This is a genomic window from Halorhodospira sp. 9628 (genome assembly GCF_022228075.1).
GTDB classification, from domain to species: domain Bacteria; phylum Pseudomonadota; class Gammaproteobacteria; order Nitrococcales; family Halorhodospiraceae; genus Halorhodospira; species Halorhodospira halophila_A.
Map to the genome: position 1 here is coordinate 276638 of NZ_JAJNRF010000001.1, position 21659 is coordinate 298296.

At 67.9% G+C, this 21659-nt stretch carries 22 protein-coding genes; 5 read left to right on the forward strand and 17 right to left on the reverse strand.

Features of this window, described 5'->3' with window-relative positions; translation table 11 throughout:
* Window positions 1-6 precede the first annotated feature (6 nt).
* The 6 genes from tpiA to LRG10_RS01270 form a co-directional block, all read right to left on the reverse strand.
* Window positions 7-756, reverse strand: a complete 750-nt coding sequence (gene tpiA, locus LRG10_RS01245; protein WP_201171461.1) for a triose-phosphate isomerase — start codon at window positions 754-756, stop codon at window positions 7-9.
* Window positions 757-824: 68 nt separating this feature from the next.
* On the reverse strand, window positions 825-2192 hold the full coding sequence (gene glmM / locus LRG10_RS01250) for a phosphoglucosamine mutase (protein ID WP_201171463.1): 1368 nt from the start codon (window positions 2190-2192) through the stop codon (window positions 825-827).
* Between the two features lie 27 nt (window positions 2193-2219).
* Window positions 2220-3068: a dihydropteroate synthase gene (gene folP, locus LRG10_RS01255; protein WP_238634463.1), complete on the reverse strand. Its 849-nt coding sequence runs from the start codon at window positions 3066-3068 to the stop codon at window positions 2220-2222.
* Window positions 3068-5026 carry an ATP-dependent zinc metalloprotease FtsH gene (gene ftsH, locus LRG10_RS01260; protein WP_201171475.1) on the reverse strand — a complete coding sequence of 653 codons (1959 nt, stop codon included), beginning with the start codon at window positions 5024-5026 and terminating at the stop codon, window positions 3068-3070. The genes folP and ftsH overlap by 1 nt, the downstream gene beginning before the upstream one ends.
* A 46-nt stretch (window positions 5027-5072) precedes the next feature.
* Window positions 5073-5711: an RlmE family RNA methyltransferase gene (locus LRG10_RS01265; protein WP_201171477.1), complete on the reverse strand. Its 639-nt coding sequence runs from the start codon at window positions 5709-5711 to the stop codon at window positions 5073-5075.
* Window positions 5698-5970 carry a hypothetical protein gene (locus tag LRG10_RS01270; protein WP_201171479.1) on the reverse strand — a complete coding sequence of 91 codons (273 nt, stop codon included), beginning with the start codon at window positions 5968-5970 and terminating at the stop codon, window positions 5698-5700. The genes LRG10_RS01265 and LRG10_RS01270 overlap by 14 nt, the downstream gene beginning before the upstream one ends.
* Window positions 5971-5981: 11 nt before the next feature.
* Between LRG10_RS01270 and yhbY the strand changes: the two genes are divergently transcribed.
* Complete coding sequence (gene yhbY / locus LRG10_RS01275; RefSeq protein ID WP_201171483.1) at window positions 5982-6272, forward strand: ribosome assembly RNA-binding protein YhbY; 291 nt, start codon at window positions 5982-5984, stop codon at window positions 6270-6272.
* Between the two features lie 19 nt (window positions 6273-6291).
* Here the strand turns inward: yhbY and LRG10_RS01280 are convergent, their stop codons facing one another.
* The 5 genes from LRG10_RS01280 to LRG10_RS01300 form a co-directional block, all read right to left on the reverse strand.
* Window positions 6292-6765 carry a DUF4149 domain-containing protein gene (locus LRG10_RS01280; protein ID WP_201171484.1) on the reverse strand — a complete coding sequence of 158 codons (474 nt, stop codon included), beginning with the start codon at window positions 6763-6765 and terminating at the stop codon, window positions 6292-6294.
* A 42-nt stretch (window positions 6766-6807) separates the two neighbouring features.
* Window positions 6808-7284, reverse strand: coding sequence for a transcription elongation factor GreA (gene greA / locus LRG10_RS01285; RefSeq protein WP_201171485.1), 477 nt, complete (start codon window positions 7282-7284; stop codon window positions 6808-6810).
* Complete coding sequence (carB, locus tag LRG10_RS01290) at window positions 7281-10502, reverse strand: carbamoyl-phosphate synthase large subunit (RefSeq protein ID WP_201171498.1); 3222 nt, start codon at window positions 10500-10502, stop codon at window positions 7281-7283. The genes greA and carB overlap by 4 nt, the downstream gene beginning before the upstream one ends.
* Window positions 10503-10562: 60 nt before the next feature.
* The gene (gene carA / locus LRG10_RS01295) at window positions 10563-11702 is read right to left on the reverse strand and encodes a glutamine-hydrolyzing carbamoyl-phosphate synthase small subunit (RefSeq protein ID WP_201242079.1); all 1140 of its coding nucleotides are present in this window, start codon (window positions 11700-11702) and stop codon (window positions 10563-10565) included.
* Window positions 11703-11867: 165 nt separating this feature from the next.
* Window positions 11868-12629, reverse strand: coding sequence for a phosphoadenylyl-sulfate reductase (locus LRG10_RS01300; protein ID WP_238634465.1), 762 nt, complete (start codon window positions 12627-12629; stop codon window positions 11868-11870).
* 245 nt (window positions 12630-12874) lie between these two features.
* On the opposite strand from LRG10_RS01300, the gene LRG10_RS01305 reads away from it, so the two are divergent.
* From LRG10_RS01305 to LRG10_RS01315, 3 genes are read left to right on the forward strand one after another with little or no spacing between them, the layout of a single operon-like run.
* The gene (locus tag LRG10_RS01305; protein ID WP_201171505.1) at window positions 12875-13837 is read left to right on the forward strand and encodes an ABC transporter ATP-binding protein; all 963 of its coding nucleotides are present in this window, start codon (window positions 12875-12877) and stop codon (window positions 13835-13837) included.
* Complete coding sequence (locus LRG10_RS01310; protein WP_370641468.1) at window positions 13834-14658, forward strand: ABC transporter permease; 825 nt, start codon at window positions 13834-13836, stop codon at window positions 14656-14658. The genes LRG10_RS01305 and LRG10_RS01310 overlap by 4 nt, the downstream gene beginning before the upstream one ends.
* 39 nt (window positions 14659-14697) lie before the next feature.
* Window positions 14698-16023 (forward strand): nicotinate phosphoribosyltransferase, encoded by a 1326-nt coding sequence (locus tag LRG10_RS01315; RefSeq protein ID WP_201171508.1) that lies wholly within the window; start codon window positions 14698-14700, stop codon window positions 16021-16023.
* On the opposite strand, the gene LRG10_RS01320 is transcribed toward LRG10_RS01315, so the two are convergent.
* The 4 genes from LRG10_RS01320 to adk are packed head-to-tail and all read right to left on the reverse strand — an operon-like array spanning window position 16020 to window position 19003.
* Window positions 16020-16211 (reverse strand): H-NS histone family protein, encoded by a 192-nt coding sequence (locus LRG10_RS01320; RefSeq protein ID WP_201171510.1) that lies wholly within the window; start codon window positions 16209-16211, stop codon window positions 16020-16022. The genes LRG10_RS01315 and LRG10_RS01320 overlap by 4 nt on opposite strands.
* Before the next feature lie 28 nt (window positions 16212-16239).
* Entirely contained in the window at window positions 16240-16830 is a 591-nt protein-coding gene (pdxH, locus tag LRG10_RS01325; protein WP_238633482.1) for a pyridoxamine 5'-phosphate oxidase, read from the reverse strand.
* A 7-nt stretch (window positions 16831-16837) separates the two neighbouring features.
* A complete protein-coding gene (locus tag LRG10_RS01330) occupies window positions 16838-18286 on the reverse strand; it encodes a nodulation protein NfeD (RefSeq protein WP_201171515.1) in 1449 nt (482 codons plus the stop codon).
* Window positions 18287-18343: 57 nt separating this feature from the next.
* Window positions 18344-19003, reverse strand: coding sequence for an adenylate kinase (adk, locus tag LRG10_RS01335; RefSeq protein WP_201171518.1), 660 nt, complete (start codon window positions 19001-19003; stop codon window positions 18344-18346).
* A gap of 91 nt (window positions 19004-19094) precedes the next feature.
* On the opposite strand from adk, the gene LRG10_RS01340 reads away from it, so the two are divergent.
* Complete coding sequence (locus tag LRG10_RS01340) at window positions 19095-19847, forward strand: pentapeptide repeat-containing protein (RefSeq protein WP_201242084.1); 753 nt, start codon at window positions 19095-19097, stop codon at window positions 19845-19847.
* A gap of 21 nt (window positions 19848-19868) precedes the next feature.
* Here LRG10_RS01340 and bamB read toward each other — a convergent pair whose 3' ends face one another.
* Together bamB and LRG10_RS01350 are read right to left on the reverse strand one after the other, a co-directional pair.
* Window positions 19869-21011 carry an outer membrane protein assembly factor BamB gene (gene bamB, locus LRG10_RS01345; RefSeq protein WP_201242085.1) on the reverse strand — a complete coding sequence of 381 codons (1143 nt, stop codon included), beginning with the start codon at window positions 21009-21011 and terminating at the stop codon, window positions 19869-19871.
* Window positions 21008-21634 (reverse strand): tetratricopeptide repeat protein, encoded by a 627-nt coding sequence (locus LRG10_RS01350; protein WP_201171527.1) that lies wholly within the window; start codon window positions 21632-21634, stop codon window positions 21008-21010. Before LRG10_RS01350 ends, bamB begins: the two co-directional genes overlap by 4 nt.
* Between the last annotated feature and the right edge of the window lie 25 nt (window positions 21635-21659).

Sequence of the window (21659 nt, forward strand, 5' to 3'; positions counted from 1 at the left end):
TCTAGCTCAGCCCTCCGCGGCTGCGTTGTAAATCGAAAGGAAGCTGTCGGGATCCAGCGACGCGCCACCGATCAGACCGCCGTCGATATCCGGCTGGGCCAGGAGCTCGGCGGCATTGTCCGCCTTCATGCTGCCCCCGTAGAGGATGCGCAGCTGGTCGGCCACCTCATTGCCATCGCGCTCCGCAACGCGCTGACGGATGAAAGCGTGCACCGCCTGCGCCTGTTCCGGGGTTGCGGTCCGCCCGGTCCCAATGGCCCAGACCGGCTCATAGGCGATGACCGCCCCCTGGAAGGCCGCCCCGTCCACGGCGTCGATGGCAGCGTCGAGCTGTTCACCTACCACAGTCTCGGTGCGCTCGGCATCTCGCTCGGCCAGGGTCTCGCCAACGCACAGGATCGGGGTCAGCCCGGCATTGCGCGCCGCCACGAACTTGCCGGCCACCCGGCCGTTGTCCTCGCCGTAGAGCGTCCGACGCTCCGAGTGCCCGACGATCACGTAACGGCACCCCGCCTCGAGCAGCATGCCCGCCGACACTTCGCCGGTGTAGGCGCCCGACTCGTACTCGCTGACGTCCTGCGCACCCAGCGCCACACCGAATGGCAGCTGCGATGCGGCCGCCGCGAGCAAGGGATACGGCGGGCAGACCGCCAGCTCGGCATCGCCACCGCTGTCGGCAGCGTGCTCCGCAACGCGGCGGACCAGATCCTGGTCGCCGTTCATCTTCCAGTTACCAGCAATGATCTTGCGCCGCATGCCTAGACCCAACCCTGTCTATGGATTCCTGTGAAGCTGACGAAGCCTATCTACACAAGCGACTGAAATCAAATCGGGTCGGTGGCCGCACCCCGGGCCGCGCTGGCCACGGTCTCCGCCAGCGACTCGACCAGGCGATCCACCTGCGCCCCGTCGGCGCCCTCGACCATCACCCGCAGCAGCGGCTCTGTCCCCGACGGACGCAACAACACCCGCCCCCGTTCGCCGAGCTCTTGCTCGGCCTCGCTGACCGCTTCGTTGACCGCCGGCAACCCGAGTACGTCCACGCCACGCTCGATCGGCACATTGACCAGACGCTGTGGATAGTACTGCATCCCGGCGACCAGCTCATCCAGCGGCCGGCCGGTGGTCACCATGGCCTCGAGCACCTGCAGCGCCGAGATCAGCCCGTCGCCGGTGGTGGTCCGATCCAGGCAGATGATATGACCGGAGGACTCACCGCCCAGCACACCGCCGACCTGCAGCAGCCGCTCGAGGACATAACGGTCGCCCACCCGGGTCCGCTCCAGGGGAAGCCCCAGCTCCTGCAGCGCCACCTCCAGGCCGAGGTTGGTCATTTGGGTGCCGACCACCGGTCCGCACGCCTGACCACGGGCCACCCGGGCCGTAGCGATGATATAGAGCAGACCATCGCCATCGATCAGGCGGCCGGACCGGTCGGCCATGATCACCCGGTCGCCGTCGCCGTCGAACGCCACACCGACATCCGCGGACTCGTCCACCACCCGCCGGCACAGACGCTCCGGGTGCTGGGAGCCGTGATCGACATTGATGTTCAGCCCGTCCGGCTCGTGGCCGATGAGCACCACCTCGGCACCCAGCTCGCGGAGCACCGCCGGTGCCGCCTGGTAGGTGGCACCGTGGGCGCAGTCAACCACGACCCGGAGACCGCGCAGGTCGATGCGCCGACCCACAGAGCCCTTGCAGAACTCGATGTACCGCCCGACCGCGTCGTTGATACGGGTCGCGCGGCCCAGCTCCTGGCAGGGGACCATCTGCGGCGGCCCGTCCTGGAGCAGTCGCTCGATGGCCTCTTCGGTGGCGTCGTCGAGCTTGTAGCCATCCGGGCCGAAGAACTTGATCCCGTTATCGTAATGCGGGTTGTGCGAGGCGCTGATGACGACACCGGCCCGGGCATGGAGGGTCCGCGTCAGGTAGGCAATGGCCGGGGTCGGCATGGGCCCGAGCATCAGACTGTGCACGCCGGCGGCCGCGAAACCGGCCTCGAGGGCGGACTCGAACATGTACCCGGACAGCCGGGTGTCCTTGCCGATGACCACCTTGCGCTGCCCCTCGCCGACGAGGACACGGCCAGCCGCCCAGCCCAGCCTGAGGACGAAGTCCGGGGTGATCGGCGCCTCGCCGACCCGCCCGCGGATGCCATCGGTTCCGAAATAGATTCTCTGCTCGGCCAAGTCCGTGTTCCCTTTCAGTGCACTTGCCTAGGCGCTCGCGGCCGTCGCTGCCACCCGCACCGCGTCGGCGGTCGCCCCAACATCGTGGGCACGAATGATCCGTGCCCCCTGGTACACGGCGACGGCCGCCGCCGCCAGGCTGCCTGGCAACCGCTCCTCCACCGGGCGATCCAGCAGTTTGCCGATCATGGACTTGCGCGACATGCCGACGAGCACCGGTGGTCCGAGCGCCACGATCCGATCCAGGTGCCGGAGCAGCTGGTAGTTGTGCTCCAGCGTCTTACCGAAACCGAACCCCGGATCGAGCAGCATGCGCTCGCGTGGCAGCCCGGCCTCCTCGGCGGCGGCCATCCGTTCCGCCAAGCATTCGGCCACCTCGGTCACCACGTCATTGTAGCTCGGCGCATCCTGCATGGTCCGGGGCTGACCCTGCATGTGCATCAGACACACTGGGACGCCCAGCCCGGCGGCTGCCTCCGCGGCCCCCGGCTCCTGCAGCGCACGGATGTCGTTGATCAAACCCGCCCCGGCGGCTACCGCCTCGCGGGCCACCTCGGGCTTGTAGGTGTCCACGGAGATCGGGCAATCGACCTCGCTGGCCAGGGCCTCGACGACCGGGACCACTCGCTCAAGCTCCTGCTCCAGCGGCACCGGCGGCGCACCGGGGCGGCTCGACTCGCCTCCGACATCGATCAGGTCGGCGCCCTCGGCCACCATCCGCCGGGCATGGGCGCGCGCCTGCTCCAGGTCGAGGAAGTGGCCCCCGTCCGAAAAGGAGTCCGGGGTCACGTTGAGCACGCCCATAACCCGCGGCCGATCTAACGAGAGGGGGCGGCCCCCGCAATGGAGAACCGCCCCGTCGGACAACGCCACCATCAGTGTTCGCCTACGGGTCCGCCGATGGGTCCCTCGCGGCCGTCGTCCTTGCCATCCGTTTCGGCCTGGTCGTCAACCCCGACCGTCTCGCCCTCGTCGGTGGAGCCACCGCCCTGATCGCGATCCTGCCACCCCTTGGGCGGCCGGGGCTCCTTGCCCTGCATGATGTCATCGATCTGGTCGCGGTCGATGGTCTCGTACTTCATCAGGGCATCGGCCATGATATGGAGCTTTTCCAGGTTCTCCTGGAGGATCTTCTCCGCGGCGGTGTAGTTGCTGTCGATCACCGCCCGGACCTCCTCGTCGATGGCGTGCTGCGTCTCGTCCGAGACCTCCTTCTGCTGCGCCATCGAGCGGCCGAGGAAGACTTCGCCCTCCTCTTCGCCGTAGGCAAGCGGGCCAAGCCGCGCCGAGAGCCCCCACTTGGTGACCATGTTGCGGGCAATCTCGGTGGCCCGCTGGATGTCGTTCTGGGCACCGGTGGTGACCCGGTCGTTGCCAAAGATCAGCTCCTCGGCGATCCGGCCGCCAAAGAGGCTGGCAATCATGCTGTCCAGGCGCTGCTTGGTGTAGCTGTACCGATCCTCTTCCGGGAGGAACATGGTCACGCCCAACGCACGACCGCGTGGGATGATCGTCACCTTATGGACCGGATCATGCTCCGGGGTGCGCAGGCCGACGATGGCGTGCCCAGCCTCGTGGTAGGCCGTGAGCTTCTTCTCGTCTTCCTTCATCACCATGGACTTGCGCTCGGAGCCCATCATGATCTTGTCCTTGGCCTGCTCGAAGTCCGTCTGATCGACGGCCTCCTTGTTGGCCCGCGCTGCGAACAGCGCCGCCTCGTTGACCAAGTTCTGCAGATCGGCCCCGGAGAAGCCCGGCGTTCCGCGGGCGATGATCTCGGGCCGGACGTCGTCGGCCATGGGCACCTTGCGCATGTGCACGTTCAGGATCTGCTCGCGTCCGCGCACATCCGGCAGCGGCACCACCACCTGGCGGTCGAAGCGGCCGGGGCGCAGCAGTGCCGGGTCGAGCACGTCCGGCCGGTTGGTGGCGGCGATGACGATGATGCCCTCGCTGCCCTCGAAACCGTCCATCTCGACGAGCATCTGATTTAGCGTCTGCTCGCGCTCGTCGTGACCACCACCGAGCCCGGCGCCGCGTTGACGGCCGACGGCGTCCAGCTCATCGATGAAGATGATGCACGGCGCCTGCTTCTTGGCCTGCTGGAACATGTCCCGCACCCGGGAGGCGCCGACGCCGACGAACATCTCGACGAAGTCCGACCCGGAGATGGAGAAGAACGGCACCCGCGCCTCGCCGGCGATGGCCTTGGCGAGCAGGGTCTTGCCGGTTCCCGGCGGCCCGACCATGAGCACGCCGCGCGGGATGGTCCCGCCGAGCTTCTGGAACTTGCTTGGGTCGCGCAGGAAGTCCACAAGCTCCTTGACGTCCTCCTTGGCCTCGTCGCAGCCGGCCACGTCCGAGAAGCTGTGCTTGCTCTGCTCCTCGGTCATCATCTTGGCCTTGCTCTTGCCGAAGGACATCGCCCCGCGGCCGCCACCGCCTCCCTGCATCTGGCGCATGAAGTAGATCCACACGGCGATCAGCAGCAGGAAGGGCGTCCACGAGATGAGGATCTGCAGGAGCATGCTGTCTTCCTCAGCCCGCTCCGCATCGATGGTGACGCCGTGCTCGAGCAGTTCGCCGATCAGCGCCCGGTTGTCCACCTCGGGGTTGAAGGTCAGGTACTCGTTGCCGTCGGCGTGCTGGATGGTGATCTCCTCGCCCCGGATCAGCACCTCGCGGATATTGCCGCGCTCGACCTCGTTGAGGAACTCGGAGTAGGGGACCTTCTCGGTCACATCCGCCGACTGCTCCTGGAAGTTGCTGAATACGGACATCAGCACGACGGCGATGATGACCCAAAGGATCAGATTCTTGGCCATGTCGCTCACGGCGTCACCTCAATCTGCCTGAATGCGGCACCTGATAGGCACCTTACTATACCGTCGGACCGCGAGCCAGAAGGTAGACCTCCCGACTGCCCGACCTGGAGGCGTCCGGTTTGCGAGAGAGGACGCGGGAGAAGCGCCGTGTCAGCTCGCCGCGGAACGTGTCGAACCCCTCGCCGTGGAAGACCTTGACGAGGAAGTCACCATCCTTATGCAAGAATTGACCGGCAAAGTCGGCGGCGAGTTCCGCCAGCCCCATCGCCGCCGGCTGATCCACCGCGCTGTGCCCGGTCAGATTCGGCGCCATGTCGGAGAGCACCACATCCACCGGGCGCCCGCCCAGCGCGGTCTCCACGGCGCGCAGCCCGTCGTCGGTGGAAAAGTCGGCGTGGACGAACGTAACCCCGGGCAGGGGTTCCATCTCCAGCAGGTCGATGGCGACGACCAACCCCGACGCGCCCACCTTCGGCGCCGCCAGCTGCGACCACCCACCGGGTGCGGCGCCCAGGTCAACAACCACCTGACCGGGGCGCAGGAGCCCGTCGCGCTGGTCGATCGCCTCGAGCTTAAGTGCTGCCCGCGAGCGCCACCCCTCAGCACGGGCACGGCGGACGAACGGATCGCTTTCGTGCCGGCTCCGCCGGGCCCGGGAGTTGCAGCCGCTGCGCCGCCGCCTACAGGCCGCCATGCCCGCCCCCTTCCGCCACGCGGCGGCGCGCCACGGCACGTGCGCGCAGCACGACCCAGCCGGCACCCAGGCTGGCGACCACCAGCACGCCGAGCGCCTCCTGCCAGGCGGCGAGATCGAGACCCAGCGTCAGGAAGTACGCCGAGATGATCACCAGCACCACCACACCCAGCTCGATCTTGACCTCGCGCAGCGGCCCGCCGCTTGCCCGGACCACGCCACGGCGTGATAGCCTTCTTGCTTTATCGTCACCAGGCACCAAACACCTCCATGCATCTAGATCCGGATCAACTCAAGCAACTCCGCCGGCTCGGCCACGCCCTCAAGCCCGTCGTCCTGACCGGGGCCGCCGGCCTCAGCGAGGGGGTCCTGGAGGAGATTGAGCGTGCCCTGGACGACCACGAGCTGATCAAGGTGAAGCTCGCCGGCGCCAGCAAGGAGGAGCGCCAGGCCATGACCGAGGAGATTGCCGAACAGACCGGGGCGATCGTGGTCCAGACCATCGGGCGGATCGTCCTGCTCTATCGAGAGAACCCGGAGAAGAGCCAAGTCCTGATCTGAGCTCCCGCGCGGCAGACGCTCAGCGTCCCTGTTCCGCGGTGTCGACGGCATCACCGTCACCTGCCGCCAGCCGCGGTTCGATCCCGCCGAGTACCAGGACCAGCGCAATGGCACTGGCCACGAAGTAGAGGCTTTCGGCGGCACGCAGGGCCGAGAGGTACCCGACTTCACCGGCCTGCTCAGTTAAAACCGCCATCGGTGGCCGCACCCAGAACTCTCCCACCGCCAGCACGACCGCCAACAGCACCAGCAGCCACAGCCGCCAGTGGGCCGCCAGCGGACGGATCCGGTGGCGCAACTGTGTCGGTATCAGCAGCGCGGCACACACCAGGGCGATCCAAGCCACCAGGCCGGTGATCTCGCCGACCAACGCCGCCGCCTGGGCGGTGTCCTCCAGCGTGCGAAACAGCAATGGCGAGACGATGTAGCCGACGCTCCACAGCGCGCCGGCCAGCATCGTCAGCGCCACCCGCTCGGCCGCGCGGATCAGCACCGCACCTCCACCGCCGGGCCGCTGCGGGCAAGCTGCCCGCACCTACTCATAGCGGACCTCGACGATCTCATAGGTCCGCTCACCGCCCGGGGCCTGCACCACGGCCTCGTCACCCTCCTCCTTGCCGATCAGCGCGCGGGCGATGGGCGAGTTGACCGAGATGAGGTGCTGCTTGATGTCCGCCTCGTCCTCGCCAACGATCTGATAGCTGACCGTCTCCTCGGTGTCGGTGTCCTCGAGCGCCACGGTCGCCCCGAAGACGATCTTCGGGGCCGCCTGCACCGTCGCCGGGTCAATGATCTGGGCGTTGGACAGTTTGCCCTCGATCTCCTGGATACGGCCCTCAATAAAACTCTGCTGCTCGCGCGCGGCGTGATACTCGGCGTTCTCTTTTAGGTCGCCGTGTTCCCGCGCCTCGGCAATCGCCTGGATGACCCGCGGGCGATCCTCGTGCTTGAGCCGCTGAAGCTCCTCACGCAGCTTCTCTGCGCCACGAACCGTCAACGGTATCTTGCTCATCCCGTCATCTCCCTGTGCAGGGCGTGAAGGGGGCGGGCCTCCCAGTCCTTCATGTGATCCAGTGCCAGGCACGTGGCCCGGGCACCCGCGATGGTCGTCGTGTAGCAGACCTTGCGCTGCAGCGCCTCGCGGCGGATCGAGTAGGAGTCGGCAATGGCCTGCCGCCCCTCGGTGGTATTCACGATCAGATCGATCTCGTCGTTCTTGATGGCGTCCACGACATGCGGCCGACCCTCGATGACCTTGTTGATCCGGCGCACCTCCAGGCCCGCCTCCTCGAGGGCGGCCGCGGTGCCATGGGTGGCGATCAAGCGAAAGCCGCGCCGAACCAGGTCCCGCGCCACCTCGACCGCTGCCTCCTTGTCCACCTCACGCACACTGACAAAGGCACAGCCGCCCCGCGGCAGGGTCACCCCCGCAGCCAGCTGAGCCTTCGCGTAGGCCTCCCCGAAACAGGCGCCAATACCCATCACTTCGCCGGTAGACTTCATCTCCGGACCGAGGATGGGATCGACACCGGGGAACTTGAGGAACGGGAAGACCGCCTCTTTTACGGAATAGTAGTTAGGGATGACCTCGTTCACCACCCCCTGCTCCGCCAGGGTGCGGCCGGCCATGCAGCGGGCGGCCACCTTGGCCAGCGGCACGCCACACGCCTTGGCGACGTAGGGCACGGTCCGCGAGGCGCGCGGGTTGACCTCCAGTAGGAAGATGCGCTGCCCCTGGATGGCGAACTGCACGTTCATCAGCCCGACCACCCCGAGCTCCCGGGAGAGCAGGCGCACCTGCTCGCGGATCCGATCCTGCACATCCTGCCCCAGCGTGTAGGGCGGGATAGAGCAGGCGGAGTCGCCGGAGTGGACGCCGGCCTGCTCGATATGCTGCATGATGCCGCCAATCACCACCTGATCGCCGTCGCTGACGGCGTCCACGTCGACCTCCACGGCATCGTCGAGGAAGCGGTCAAGCAGCACCGGCGAGTTGTGCGAAACCCGCACGGCCTCGTTCATGTACTGGCGCAGCTCGCTCTCCTCGTAGACGATCTCCATCGCCCGACCACCAAGGACGTACGAGGGGCGCACCACCAGCGGATAACCGATCTCGGCAGCCAGCTGCAGGGCCTCGGTCTCCGTGCGGGCGGTGCGGTTCGGCGGCTGCATCAGATCGATGCGGCCGATCATGTCCTGGAAGCGCTCCCGGTCCTCGGCCAGATCGATGGAGTCCGGGGTCGTACCGATGATCGGCGTCCCGGCGGCCTCGAGTTCGCGGGCGAGCTTCAGCGGCGTCTGCCCGCCGTACTGGACGATCACCCCGTCCGGCTGCTCCGTCTCGACCACCTCCAGCACGTCCTCCAGGGTCAACGGCTCGAAGTAAAGCCGATCCGAGGTGTCGTAGTCGGTGGAGACGGTCTCGGGGTTGCAGTTGACCATGATGGTCTCGTAGCCGTCATCGCGAAGGGCCAGCGAGGCGTGGACGCAGCAATAGTCGAACTCGATCCCCTGCCCGATACGGTTCGGCCCGCCGCCGAGAACCATGATCTTCTTGCGTCCGCTCGGCTCTGCCTCGCACTCCTCCTCGTAGGTGGAGTAGAGGTAGGCGGTGGCGGTGGGGAACTCGGCGGCGCAGGAGTCCACCCGCTTGAACACCGGCCGCACGCCCAGATCGCGGCGGCGCTGGCGCACCTGGGACTCCTTGACGCCCCACAGGGCCGCCAGACGGGCATCGGAGAAACCGCGCCGCTTGAGGCGCAGCAGCGCCCCGGCATCACAGTCGTCCAGGGTCGAGGCGGCGACCTCCCCCTCCACGGCGATCAGCTCCTCGACCTGCGCGAGGAACCACGGGTCGATGGCCGTCATGCCGTGGACCTCATCGAGGGTGAAGCCGACCCGGAACGCATCCCCCAGGTGCAGCACCCGATCCGGGGTCGGCTGACGCAGCGAGTGGCGCACCGTATCGCGCACGTCCGTGCGACTGTGGTCGAGCCGCTCGTCGAGCCCGGACAGATCCTGCTCCAGTCCCCGCAGGGCCTTCTGGAAAGACTCCTGGAAGGTCCGTCCGATGGCCATGACCTCGCCCACGGACTTCATCTGGGTCGTCAGGTAGCAGTCGGCCTGCGGGAATTTCTCAAACGTGAAACGCGGGATCTTGGTGACGACGTAGTCGATCGTCGGCTCGAAGGAGGCCGGGGTGGCACCACCGGTGATCTCGTTGCGCAGTTCATCGAGGGTGTAGCCGACCGCCAGCTTGGCCGCCACCTTGGCGATGGGGAAGCCGGTCGCCTTGGAGGCCAGCGCCGACGAGCGCGACACCCGCGGGTTCATCTCGATGATCACCATGCGCCCGTTGTCCGGGTTGATGGCGAACTGGACGTTGGAGCCGCCGGTCTCCACGCCGATCTCCCGCAGCACCGCCAGCGATGCGTCGCGCATCAGCTGGTATTCCTTGTCGGTGAGGGTCTGCGCAGGGGCCACCGTGACCGAATCACCGGTGTGCACCCCCATGGGATCGAGGTTCTCGATGGAGCAGATGATGATGGCGTTGTCGTGGCGATCGCGCACGACCTCCATCTCGTACTCCTTCCAGCCGAGGACCGACTCCTCGAGCTGCACCTCGTTGGTGTAGGAGAGGTCGAGGCCGCGCTCGACGATCTCGTGAAACTCCTCCCGGTTGTAGGCGATGCCGCCGCCGGAGCCGCCCAGGGTATAGGACGGGCGGATGATGACCGGGAAGCCGATCCGTGCCTGCGCCGCCTGGGCCTCGGCCATAGAGCGGGCGATCTCGGCGCGCGGCGACTCGAGCCCGATCCGCGACATGGCGGCGCGAAACGCCTCGCGCTCCTCGGCCTTGTCGATCGCCTCACGGGTGGCGCCGATCATCTCAACACCGAAGCGCTCCAGCACGCCGTGCTTGACCAGGTCGAGGGCGCAGTTGAGCGCCGTCTGCCCACCCATGGTCGGCAGGACCGCATCGGGCTGCTCGCGCTCGATGATCCGCGAGACCGTCTGCCACTCCACCGGCTCGATATAGACCGCATCGGCGGTCTCCGGGTCGGTCATGATGGTCGCCGGGTTGGAGTTGACCAGGATGACCCGGTAGCCCTCCTCACGCAGCGCCTTGCACGCCTGCGCCCCGGAGTAGTCGAACTCGCACGCCTGGCCGATGACGATGGGGCCGGCGCCGATGATCAGGATCGATTGGATGTCAGTTCTTTTCGGCATGATTCCAGAGTGCTCGGGGTCCAGTGGTCGGCGGTCGCCTGTGATGCGGCTGCGCAGTGCTCAGTCACGCTCCATCATCTCGACGAAGCGCTGGAACAGCGGACGCATGTCGTGGGGACCGGGGCTTGCCTCCGGGTGGCCCTGGAAGCTGAAGGCAGGCACGTCGGTGCGCCGGATACCCTGTAGCGAGCCGTCGAACAGCGAGCGGTGCGTCGCCTCCAGGTGGTCGGGAAGGCTGCCCTCGTCCACCGCGAAGCCGTGGTTCTGGCTGGAGATCAGCACCTGCCCGGAGGCCAGGTCGATCACCGGGTGATTGGCACCGTGGTGGCCGAATTTCATCTTCTCGGTCCGCGCCCCGCTGGCCAGCCCCAGCAGCTGATGGCCCAGGCAGATGCCGAAGGTCGGGATGCGATGCTCCTCCAAGAGCTCGCGGATGGTCGCCACCGCGTAGTCCATCGGCTCCGGGTCACCCGGCCCGTTGGAGAAGAACAAGCCGTCCGGCTGCAGCTTGAGGACATCCGCAGCCCCGGTCCGCGCCGGTACCACCGTGACCCGGCAGTCGGCGTCGACCAGCAGGCGCAGGATCTGCTGCTTGATCCCGTAATCGAAAGCCACCACGTGGTATCGCCCCGACTCACCGCGCTCCGCCGCATCGGCAAGACCATCGTCCAGGGTCCAGGTCCCGCGCTGCCACGGCCGACGGGTCTTGGTGCCCGCCTCGCCGGCCAGGTCACGGCCACTCATGCCGCCGTAGCCCTGGGCCTGAGCCAGCGCCCAGGCCTCGTCCAGCGACTCGCCGGCGACCAGGCAACCACCCTGGGCTCCGCCCTCGCGGAGGCGGCGGGTTAGCTTGCGGGTATCGATCCCGGAAATCGCCACCACCCCCTGGTCACGCAGCCAGGCCGTCAGCCCCTTCTCGGCACGCCAGTTGCTGGCCCGCGGCGGCACATCGCGCACCACCAGCCCCGCCAGCCGAGCGCGGTCGTCCTCGCGGTCGACGCTGTTGATGCCGGTGTTGCCGATGTGGGGGTAGGTCAGGGTCACGATCTGACCGGCGTAGGACGGGTCGGTGGCGATCTCCTGGTAACCCGTCATCGCGGTATTGAAGACCACCTCGCCGGTGACGGCCCCGTCGGCGCCCACCGCCTCGCCGTGGAAAACCGTACCGTCCTGGAGGACGAGCAGTGCTGGCCGGGTCAACGCAGCCTCCCCTGTCTGGAGCTCAACGGCCCCGCCCGGACAAGCCACGGACGGGGTGCGGGCATGCAAAAAACGGGAGGGTTTACCCCTCCCGTCCATGGAATCGCCAAACCGCGCCCTCCGGCGCGTAGACGCCGGTATTCTACCGGGGCCAGCGGTGATCTGTCACGGCTTTGCGGCGCATTTCAACCACCCGGTCGCCCCCGCCGGAGCCCGGTGCAGGCCGCACTCGCGCTGACCCGATGCCTCCCACCACCACCGCCCGGCGCGGGCATCCTCACCCGGAGCAACCGGCCGGGTACACGGCGCACACCCGATACTGCGATACCCTTGATCGTAGAGTTCGTTGTACGGCACACGGCGGCTGCGCAGGTAGGCCCATACATCGTCCTCACGCCACTCCGCCAGCGGGTTGACCTTCACTAGGCCGTGGTGCTCGTCGAACCCCTCGACGACCACCTCCTCGCGGGTGACGGCCTGGGCGCGGCGCATCCCGGTCAGCCAGGCACGCTGCCCGGCCAGGGCGCGCTGCAGCGGCGCCACCTTCCGGGCATGGCAGCACGCCCGCCGGGCCTCGATGCCATGGTAGAACCCGTTGGCGCCGTAATGCGCCACAAAACCCTCCACCTCAGCCGGATTGGGGAAGTAGGTGCGCACCACCGGGCCGTAACGCTCCAGCACCTGCTGCTGCAGTGCGTAAGTCTCCGCCGGCAGCCGCCCGGTATCCAGGGTAAAGACCCCGATCCCCGGCGCGTGCCCGCGGATCAGGTCCAGCAGCACCATGTCCTCGGCGCTGAAGCTGGAGGCCAGCGCCGCGGGCAGCAGCTCGCCCTCGACCCGCTCCAGGACCCGCACGGCCTGACAAACCCGCGCCCTGAGGGCCGGCGCCAAGTCCCGCTCGACGGATACTGCTCGGGATTCGCTCATCGATCTGCCTCCCCGTCTGTTCCCGCCTTGATCCGGACGAGCCGATCGCCCCAGACGCTGCGGCGGGCTTCAGCGGCGTCCGCACCCTTGCTCACCCTAGGCGCCTCTGCCGGCGGCGTGAAATACGGATTCGGCATTTTGTTACCACAGCCCGGCATATCCCCCCGCGGCATCCCGACCGCCCTACAAAAAAACCGGCACACCCCCTACCATGAGAGGTTTCTCCATGAACCCGAGGACACCCTTTGACCGCCCTAGCCGTCTCCGACCTGACCAAGACCTACGCCGGGGGGCATATCGCGCTGCACGGCATCAATCTGACCGTCGACGCGGGCGCTTTCTTCGGGCTGCTGGGACCCAACGGGGCGGGCAAATCCACCCTCATCGGGATCGTCTCGACGCTGGTCAACAAGAGCGGCGGGACGGTACGCGTCTTTGGCCACGACCTGGACCGCGACCCCTGGGCGGTCAAGTCTTCCATCGGCCTGGTCCCGCAGGAGTTCAACTTCAACACCTTCGAGACCGTGGAGCAGATCGTGGTCAACCAGGCCGGCTACTACGGTATTCCGCGCCGGTTAGCCCGCCAGCGTGCCGAGCACTACCTCCATAGCCTGGGCCTGTGGGAACGGCGTGAGACCGTCTCGCGCACGCTCTCCGGCGGGATGAAACGCCGGCTGATGATCGCCCGGGCGCTGATGCACGAACCGCAGCTTCTGATCCTCGACGAGCCCACCGCCGGCGTGGACATCGAGCTGCGCCGCTCCATGTGGGACTTCCTGCGCCACATCAACGACCAGGGCACCACCATCATCCTCACCACGCACTACCTCGAGGAGGCCGAGAGCCTCTGCAAGGACATCGCCATCATTGATGATGGACGGATCATCGAGAACACCGACGTCAAGAGCCTGCTCCAGCGCCTGTCCACCCACGCCTTCCTGCTCGACGTCGATCGGGTCCCCCGGCCGCTGCCGCAGCTGGACGACTTCGCCCTGCGCCAGGTTGATGACTACGTCCTGGAAGCGGAGGTGCCGCGCGGCCGAGCTCTGACTGACCTGTTCGCCGCCCTCTCCAAGCACGGGATCACGGTCAGCAGCATGCGCAACAAGTCGAACCGCCTCGAGGAACTTTTCCTGCGCCTGGTAGAGAGCAGCGACCCGGCTCCGGTGACGCCGGACAACGCCGATAGGCAGGAGGTCGTCTCTTGAACCGGCCCCAGGGATCCCCGCGCCGCTACGGCAGCCAGGGTACGCCGTCGCGAACCCGCGCCGCCCTGGTCTCGCTGCAGACCATTGTCTACAAGGAGACCCACCGCTATCTGCGGATCTGGATCCAGACCCTGGTGCCGCCGGCGATCACCATGACCCTCTACTTCGTGATCTTCGGCGCCCTGATCGGCGAACGGGTCGGCGAGATGGAGGGCTACCGATACATGGAGTACATCGCCCCCGGCATCATCATGCTGGCGGTGATCACCAACTCCTATAACAACGTGGTTTCGTCGTTCTTCGGCGCCAAGTTCCAGCGCCACATCGAGGAGATGCTGGTCTCGCCGACACCCAACATCGTCATCCTGCTGGGCTATGTCGCCGGAGGTGTGGGGCGCGGGCTGTTCACCGGCGCGATCGTCACCGCCGTGGCGCTGATGTTCACCTCCCTGCCCATCCACAACTGGGCAATCACCATCTCGGTGGTGGTCCTGACCGCGGTGCTGTTCTCCATCGGCGGCTTCATCAACGCCATCTACGCGCGCAAGTTCGACGACATCGCCATCATCCCCACGTTTGTTCTGACCCCGCTGACCTACCTCGGCGGCGTGTTCTACTCGATTTCGCTGCTGCCGGAGTTCTGGCAGGGGGTGTCGCTGGCCAACCCAATCCTCTACATGGTCAACGCCTTCCGCTACGGCATCCTCGGCTCGGCCGACGTCCACATCGCCGTGTCGTACGCGATGATGCTCGCCTTCATCGCGGCCTTCGGCGGGTTTGCCCTCTATCTGCTAAACCGGGGGACAGGGCTGCGCTCCTGATCCGTAGCCCGTGCATTCGCACCATCCGAGGGAGCTCTCATGGAACCGGCCCACAGCCCGCTGCTGACCGACCTCTACCAGCTGACCATGGTCGACAGCTACCTCCAGCAGGGCATGGACGCCCCGGCCTCCTTCGAGCTGTTCAGCCGCAAGCTGCCCCCGGGGCGCGGTTTCTACATCGCCGCGGGCATCGAGGCAGTGGTCGACTGGCTGACGGAGATGCGCTTTGGCGACGCGGAGCTGGACTGGATCCGGACCTGCGGACACTTCCGCGCCGGCTTGGCCGAAGAACTGGCACAGCTGCGCTTTACCGGTCACGTCGAGGCCGTGCCGGACGGCACCATCCTCTTCCCCCAGGAGCCGATCCTGCGTGTGACCGCCCCGCTGCCCGAGGCCCAGCTGATCGAGAGCCGGGTCATGAACCTAGTCCACCTGCACAGCCTACTCACCAGCAAGGCCGCCCGCGCGGTACTGGCCGCCGGGGGCGGCAGCCTGGTGGACTTCGGCATGCGCCGCGCCCACGGCGCCGAGGCCGCCATGGCCGCTGCACGCAGCACCTGGATCGCCGGCTACGCCGGCACCGCCACCTGTCTGGCCGGCGCCCGGTACGACATCCCCACCGTGGGCACAATGGCCCACTCCTACGTGCTCGCCTTCGACCGCGAGATCGACGCCTTCCGCGCCTTCGCCACCGCCCATCCGCGGAACGTGGTGCTGCTGATCGACACCTACGACACCGCCGACGGGGCTCGGAAGACGGTCCAGCTTGCCCGGGAGGGCCACCCCGTCCACGGCGTGCGCATCGACAGCGGCGACCTCGGGGCCGAAGCCAGACGCGTGCGCCGCATCCTGGACGAGGGTGGGCTGGAGCAGGTGCGCATCCTGGTCAGCGGTGACCTGGATGAGTATGCCATCGCCCGCCTGCGCGCCGACGCAGCCCCCATCGACGGTTTCGGCCTGGGCACACGGATGGACACCGCCGCCGATCAGCCCCACCTGGACATGGCGTACAAGCTACAGGAGTATCGCGGCGTTGCCCGGCGCAAACGCTCCGTGGGGAAGATGCACTGGCCGGGCCGCAAGCAGGTCCGGCGGCGCTTCGTCGATGGTGTGGCCGCCGGCGACACCCTCTGCCTAGCCGAGGAGGAGCTGCCCGGGGCGCCATTGCTCACCGAAGTCATGGACGGCGGCCAGCGTACCCGCTCCCCGGAGGGCACCGCCGCCATCCGCGAGCGAGTGCGGGAGGGGCTCGCCGCCCTGCCCGAGGCCTGCCGCGCGCTGGAGGCGGAGCCGGACCTCTACCCTGTGGAGGTCTCCACCCGGCTGCGCGCCTGCGCCGAGGCCACGGACCGCCAGCGCCACTAGCCGGAGTCCCCCGTCCCGCGCATGCCCTCAAGCAGATCGCTGAGGGCGAATCCGTAGCGCTCGGCGATGGCTTTCAGCTCGCGCCGCGCCTGGACGATGTTCTCCCGGCGACGGCGCTCGATCTCGCGTTCCACATCCTTGCGCAGGTCGCGCAACTGCTCCACCGAGTACCTGGACAGATCCTCCATCACGCTCCCTTTCGGCCCGATACGCCCATCACGGATTGAGCAGGAAATGGCTCCAGCCGTCCGGTCGGTGCTCGTATCGCTCGCGCTGATGCAGGCGTCCGTCACCGGCCGACCAGAGTTCGATACTGGACGGGATTATACGGTAACCGGACCAGTGCGGGGGACGCGGCACCCGCTCCGGGAAGCGCGACTCGACCTCCTCCAGGCGGGCCTCCAGCTCGTGACGGCTGGCCAGCGGGTCGGACTGATGCGAGGCCCACGCTCCCAGCTGGCTGAGCCGCTCCCGCTGCGCCCAGTAGTGGTCCGCCTCACTCGCACTCACCGCTGCTACCACGCCGCGAATCTCGACCTGCTCGTAGAGGGGCTGGAAATGGAAGCACAGCGCCGCGCGGGGATTGGCCGCCAGGTGCTGCCCCTTGCGGCTGTTGCGATTGGTGTAGAACACGGCGCCCTGGTGGTCCAGCTGTTTGAGCAACACCGTCCGCGCCGCCGGCCAGCCGTCGGGGCCGACCGTCGCCAGAACGCCGGCGGTAGGCTCCGGCAGGTCCGTGGCCCGGGCCCGCTCCAGCACCTGGTGCACCCGGCTCAGCGCCTCCTGGTAGATCGTGTCCGAATCCATCCCCGGTTCACTCATTGGGTTCGACCCTCAACGTCAGTCCCTCCTTGCTGACCACCCGCACCCGCTGACCGCTACGCACCGGGCGGACCGCCACGGCATTCCAGCGCTCGCCGGCGTAGCGCACATGGCCCGTGGCATCGAAAGCCTCCTCGGCGATGGCCTCGGCATCGATCAGCTCATCGGCCCCGCCGAGCTTCGGCCGTCGCCACGCCCGAGCGGCCATGGTGGCCACCCCGGTGAAGACGATCAGGCTAGCGACCGTAAACCCGGCGATCAGGCCGATCGAGACCTGGAAGGCCTCGAGATCGGTATCGAACAGCATGATCGAACCGAGCACAAAGGCAACGGCTCCACCGATGCCCATGATCCCGAAACTGGGCATGAACGCCTCGGCGATCATGAAGGCGATCCCCAGCCCGATCAGCCCCAACCCGGCGTAGGTGATCGGCAGGGCCTGGAAGGCGTAAAGCGCCAGCAGCAGGCTGATGCCGCCGAGCACCCCCGGCACCAGGGAGCCGGGATTGATCAGCTCGAAGATGATGCCGTAGATCCCGACCAGCATCAGGATATAGGCCACGTTGGGATTGGTGATCACCGCCAGCAGGCGGTTGCGCCAATCCGGCTCGAGCAGCTCCACCTCCAGACCGGCGGTCTCGATGGCGCGCTCGCCCACCGGGAACTTGACCACCATGCCGTCGGCCTTGGCGAGGAGTTCGTCCACGTCCTCGGCGACAAAGTCGATCACCCCCAGCTCGGCCGCCTCGCTGGCCGAGGCGCTCACCGACTCGCGCACCGCCTTCTCCGCCCACTCGGCGTTGCGCCCGCGCAGCTCGGCCAGGCCCTTGATGTAGGAGACCGCGTCCTCAATGATCTTGCGCTCCATGGCATCCGGGCGCTCGTCCGCCCGCTCTTCCGCCGGCTCGTCCTCGTCGCGGGCTTCCTCGTCGTCGTCCTCGCCGAGCAGATCCTGGAGTTCGTCGAAGCCCTCGCCGTCGCGCTCCTCGTCGTCCCCGCCGGGGAAGATCCCACCACCGCCACCGCCGATCTGCACCGGCGTGGCCGCACCCAGGTTGGTTGCCGGCGCCATGGCCGCAACATGGGAGGCGTAGAGGATGTAGGTCCCGGCACTCGCCGCCCGGGAACCACTGGGCGCGACATAGGTGGCCACGGGGATTTCGCTGGCGAGGATCTCGCTGATGATGTCGCGCATGGCGTCATCGAGGCCGCCCGGGGTGTTCATGCGCAGGATGACCAGCCTGGCGCCGCGCTCCTGCGCCTCGGCGAGGCCGCGGACGATATAGTCGGTGGTTGCCGGGCCGATGGGCCCCTTGACCTCGAGCATCAGCGCCGTACCGGCCGCTTCCTCATCGGCGTCCGGCGTTGTCTCGGCACTGCCCAGCGGCACGGCCGAGAGGAAGTAGGCGAGCAGGACGGCAAGCAGACGTCGAATCCACATGGCCAGGCACACCTCCAGAAAGCGGCGAGGGCCGACAAGCCCTCGCCGCCTGTCCGATCAACGCGCCTTGAGCGCGGCGAGGATCTCGTCCCGCACCGTCTCCACGGGCCGCTGCCCGTCGACGGTGATGTAGGCGGGCGCATCGGCACCACCCTTTTGCGCCCACTGGGAATAGTAGTCGACCAGCGGCCGAGTCTGCTCGTGATACACCGAAAGGCGGTGGCGGACGGTTTCCTCGCGATCGTCATCGCGCTGGACCAGGTCTTCGCCGGTGACGTCGTCCTTGCCCTCTTCGCGGGGCGGATTGTGCTTGATGTGGTAGACCCGCCCGGAACCGGGATGGACGCGCCGCCCGGCCATCCGATCGACGATCTCCTCGTCGGGCACCTGGATCTCGACCACGGCATCGATGCCGATCCCCTGCTCGTTCAGGCCATCCGCCTGGGCGATCGTCCGCGGGAAACCATCGAACAGGAAGCCGTTGCCGCAGTCTGGCTGAGCGACCCGCTCCTCGATCAGGCCAAGGATGATATCGTCCGACACGAGGCCACCCTCATCCATGATCTTCTTGGCCTGCTGCCCGAGCGGGGTGCCGGCCTTGACGGCGGCGCGCAGCATGTCACCGGTGGAGATCTGAGGGATGCCGAAGGCCTCACAGATATGGGCAGCCTGCGTACCTTTCCCGGCGCCCGGAGGGCCTAATAGAATGAGCCGCATTGATTCACCTCGTATATCGTTTAGTGGGATATGCCGTCGAGGCCGAGGGGCCTGCGACACGAACGCAAACGAACAAGAAGACGAAAGGCTGATGAGACGGCACGTATGCAGAGTCGCCGCGGTGGCGATGTTGGGCGCGAGCGTATCACCGGCCCTGGCCACCTGCAATGACGCGCCCGCCCCCGGCGTCAACTGGTTCAACTGCGACCTGAGCGAGGCACAGCTCGCCGGTGAGGACCTAGAGGGGGCGGTACTCGGACGCAGCCGACTGGAAGGGGCCAACCTGGAGGGGGCCCACCTGCGGCGGGCAGACCTGACCAGTGTCAGCGCTGCCGGCGTCAACCTGCGCGACGCCAACCTGTCGCGGGCCCGGCTGAGCTCCGGGGATTTTACCGACGCCGACCTCTCGGGCAGCGACCTGCGAGACGCCCGGGCAGGCCGCGCCGATTTTGAGGGTGCCCGGCTCGACGGCGCCATCGCCACCGGTATCGACCTCAACAGCGCCCGCATGCGCGGCGCCAGCCTGCAGGACGCCGATCTGAGCGGTGCCTCGCTGCGGCGCACGGGCCTGCGCGAGCTGCAGGCAGCGAGGGCGAAGCTGGCCGGGGCCGATCTCAACGGCGCGGATCTAGAGGGGGCCAACCTCTCGGGAGCGGAGATGCGGCAAGTGGATCTGCGCGATGCGAACCTAGTCGATGTGGACTTCACGGACGCCGACTTGGGGCGGGCCGACCTGCGCGGCGCGGACCTCAGCGGCGCCGAGTTCACCGAGGCCCGCCTCGGCAGCACCCTGTGGACCGACGGCCGGCGCTGCCGCCCCACCTCCGTGGGGGAGTGCCAGTAGCGGCGCCCGCAGGCGCCGCGCCTAATGCAGGCGCAGCGCCGTCATGCGGCCGCGGGCATCCAAGACGTAGACATCGCCGTCGCCGGTGACCACCGGAGGCCTCTCCAGGGGCACGTCAGAGAGGCGCTCCCGCGCCACCAGCTCTCCGTCGCGCAGGCGCAGCCAGTTGACGTGTCCGGCATCGTCGCCCATCACCAGGTAGCCCTCGTGGACCACAGGGCGCGTTAGGGCCAGCCCCTCGAGGGCCTCCTGTCGCCAGGCGGTGGCACCGTTACGCCGATCGAAGGCCCAGACCCGCCCGTCATCGGCGGCCAGGTAGACCTCCTCGCCCTGAGCGACCAGCCCTCGATGGCTTGCCACATCCCGGCTCCAGGCCTGGGCCCCGTTGGCGATGCGGACCGAACCGATCGCCCCCTGATAGGCCACGGCGTAGGCGGCACCGCGGTGAATGACCGGATCGGCGGCGATGTCCGACATACGCTCGAGTTCAGTCCGTCCCCGCGGCTCGGTGAGGGTGTGCTCCCAGCGCACGCTGCCATCGGCCACGTTCAGCGCCACCAGTCGCCCGTTCTGCAGACCCACCACCGCGGTACCGCCGCTGACCGCCGGCGCGCTGTTGCGACGCAGGGTCAGGGCGGGGATGCTGCGGTCGAAGATCCACTGCCGCGACCCGTCCTCGGCGTCGAGGCCGTAGATCCGGCCATCGGCGCTACGCGCCACCACCATCCCGCGGGTGTAGCGCGGGCTCGCCAGCACTTGGGCCGAGAGGCCGGTCATCCACGCCGGCTCGCCGCTGTCCCGTTCGTACGCGTAGACCCGCCCCTTGCGATCCCCCACCAGCAAGCGGTCACCGGCGACCACCGGACCGGCGGACAGGGGACGGTTTAGGCGATCGTGCCACAGCCCCTCGCGGGTCTCGGCATCGAGGGCCCGGACCCAGCCGCGGGCGTCAGCCACGTACAGCACGCCGTCCGCGTAAGCCGGCTCCAGAGCGAAGGCGCCGGACTCCAGGCTGCCCACCGGCCGCCCGCTCCAGACCAGTTCGACATCCAGCGTGTCGGTGGCCTCGACCTGCGGGTTGGGCAGCGGATCCTGCAGCGCGCAACCGGCCGCCATGCCGAGCACCGCAGCAACCCCGATGGAACGCAGTCCCGCGCGGATCACGCCTCACTCTCCACGGCCTGCAGCTTCAGGCGGACCAGCTCGCGTGACTGTGCGCCCAATCCTTCCTGATCCAGCGCCTGCTGATACGCTTCGGTGGCCTCGTCATAGCGACCGAGCTCGCGGAGCAGGTCACCACGCAGCTCGGCATAGGCGGCCGCAAAACCAGCCGAGACAGAACCCTCCAGCGCCGCCAGGGCCTCCTCCGCGTCAACCTCGCCGAGGACCCGGGCCTGGCGCAGCCGGGCGAGCTCCGCCATGGCGCTATGGTCGGCGTTGTCGATCAACCAGCCGAGCGTCTCCGCCGCACGCCGGTACGCGCCGGCTTCGGCCTGGATACGGGCCATGCGCAACGCAGTCAGCCCTGCGTAACCGCTGCGGGCGTGATCGTCGAGCACCCGCTGGCCCGCCTGCTCGGCCATCTCGGGCTCACCGGACCGGGTGGCCTGCAGGAACTCGGCGTAGGCCGCGGCGGCCTGCTGCGCGCCTCGCTCTTGCCAGGTGCCGTAGCCCCACCAGCCGGCCACGATCAGCAGCGCCGCGGTCAAACCCAGCATGATCGACCCACCGTTGCGCCGCCACCAGTCCTTGAGCTGCTGAAGCTGTTCGTCGTCGGTGCGCTCCATCTCCAGTCCCCTTGCCAGCGACCGG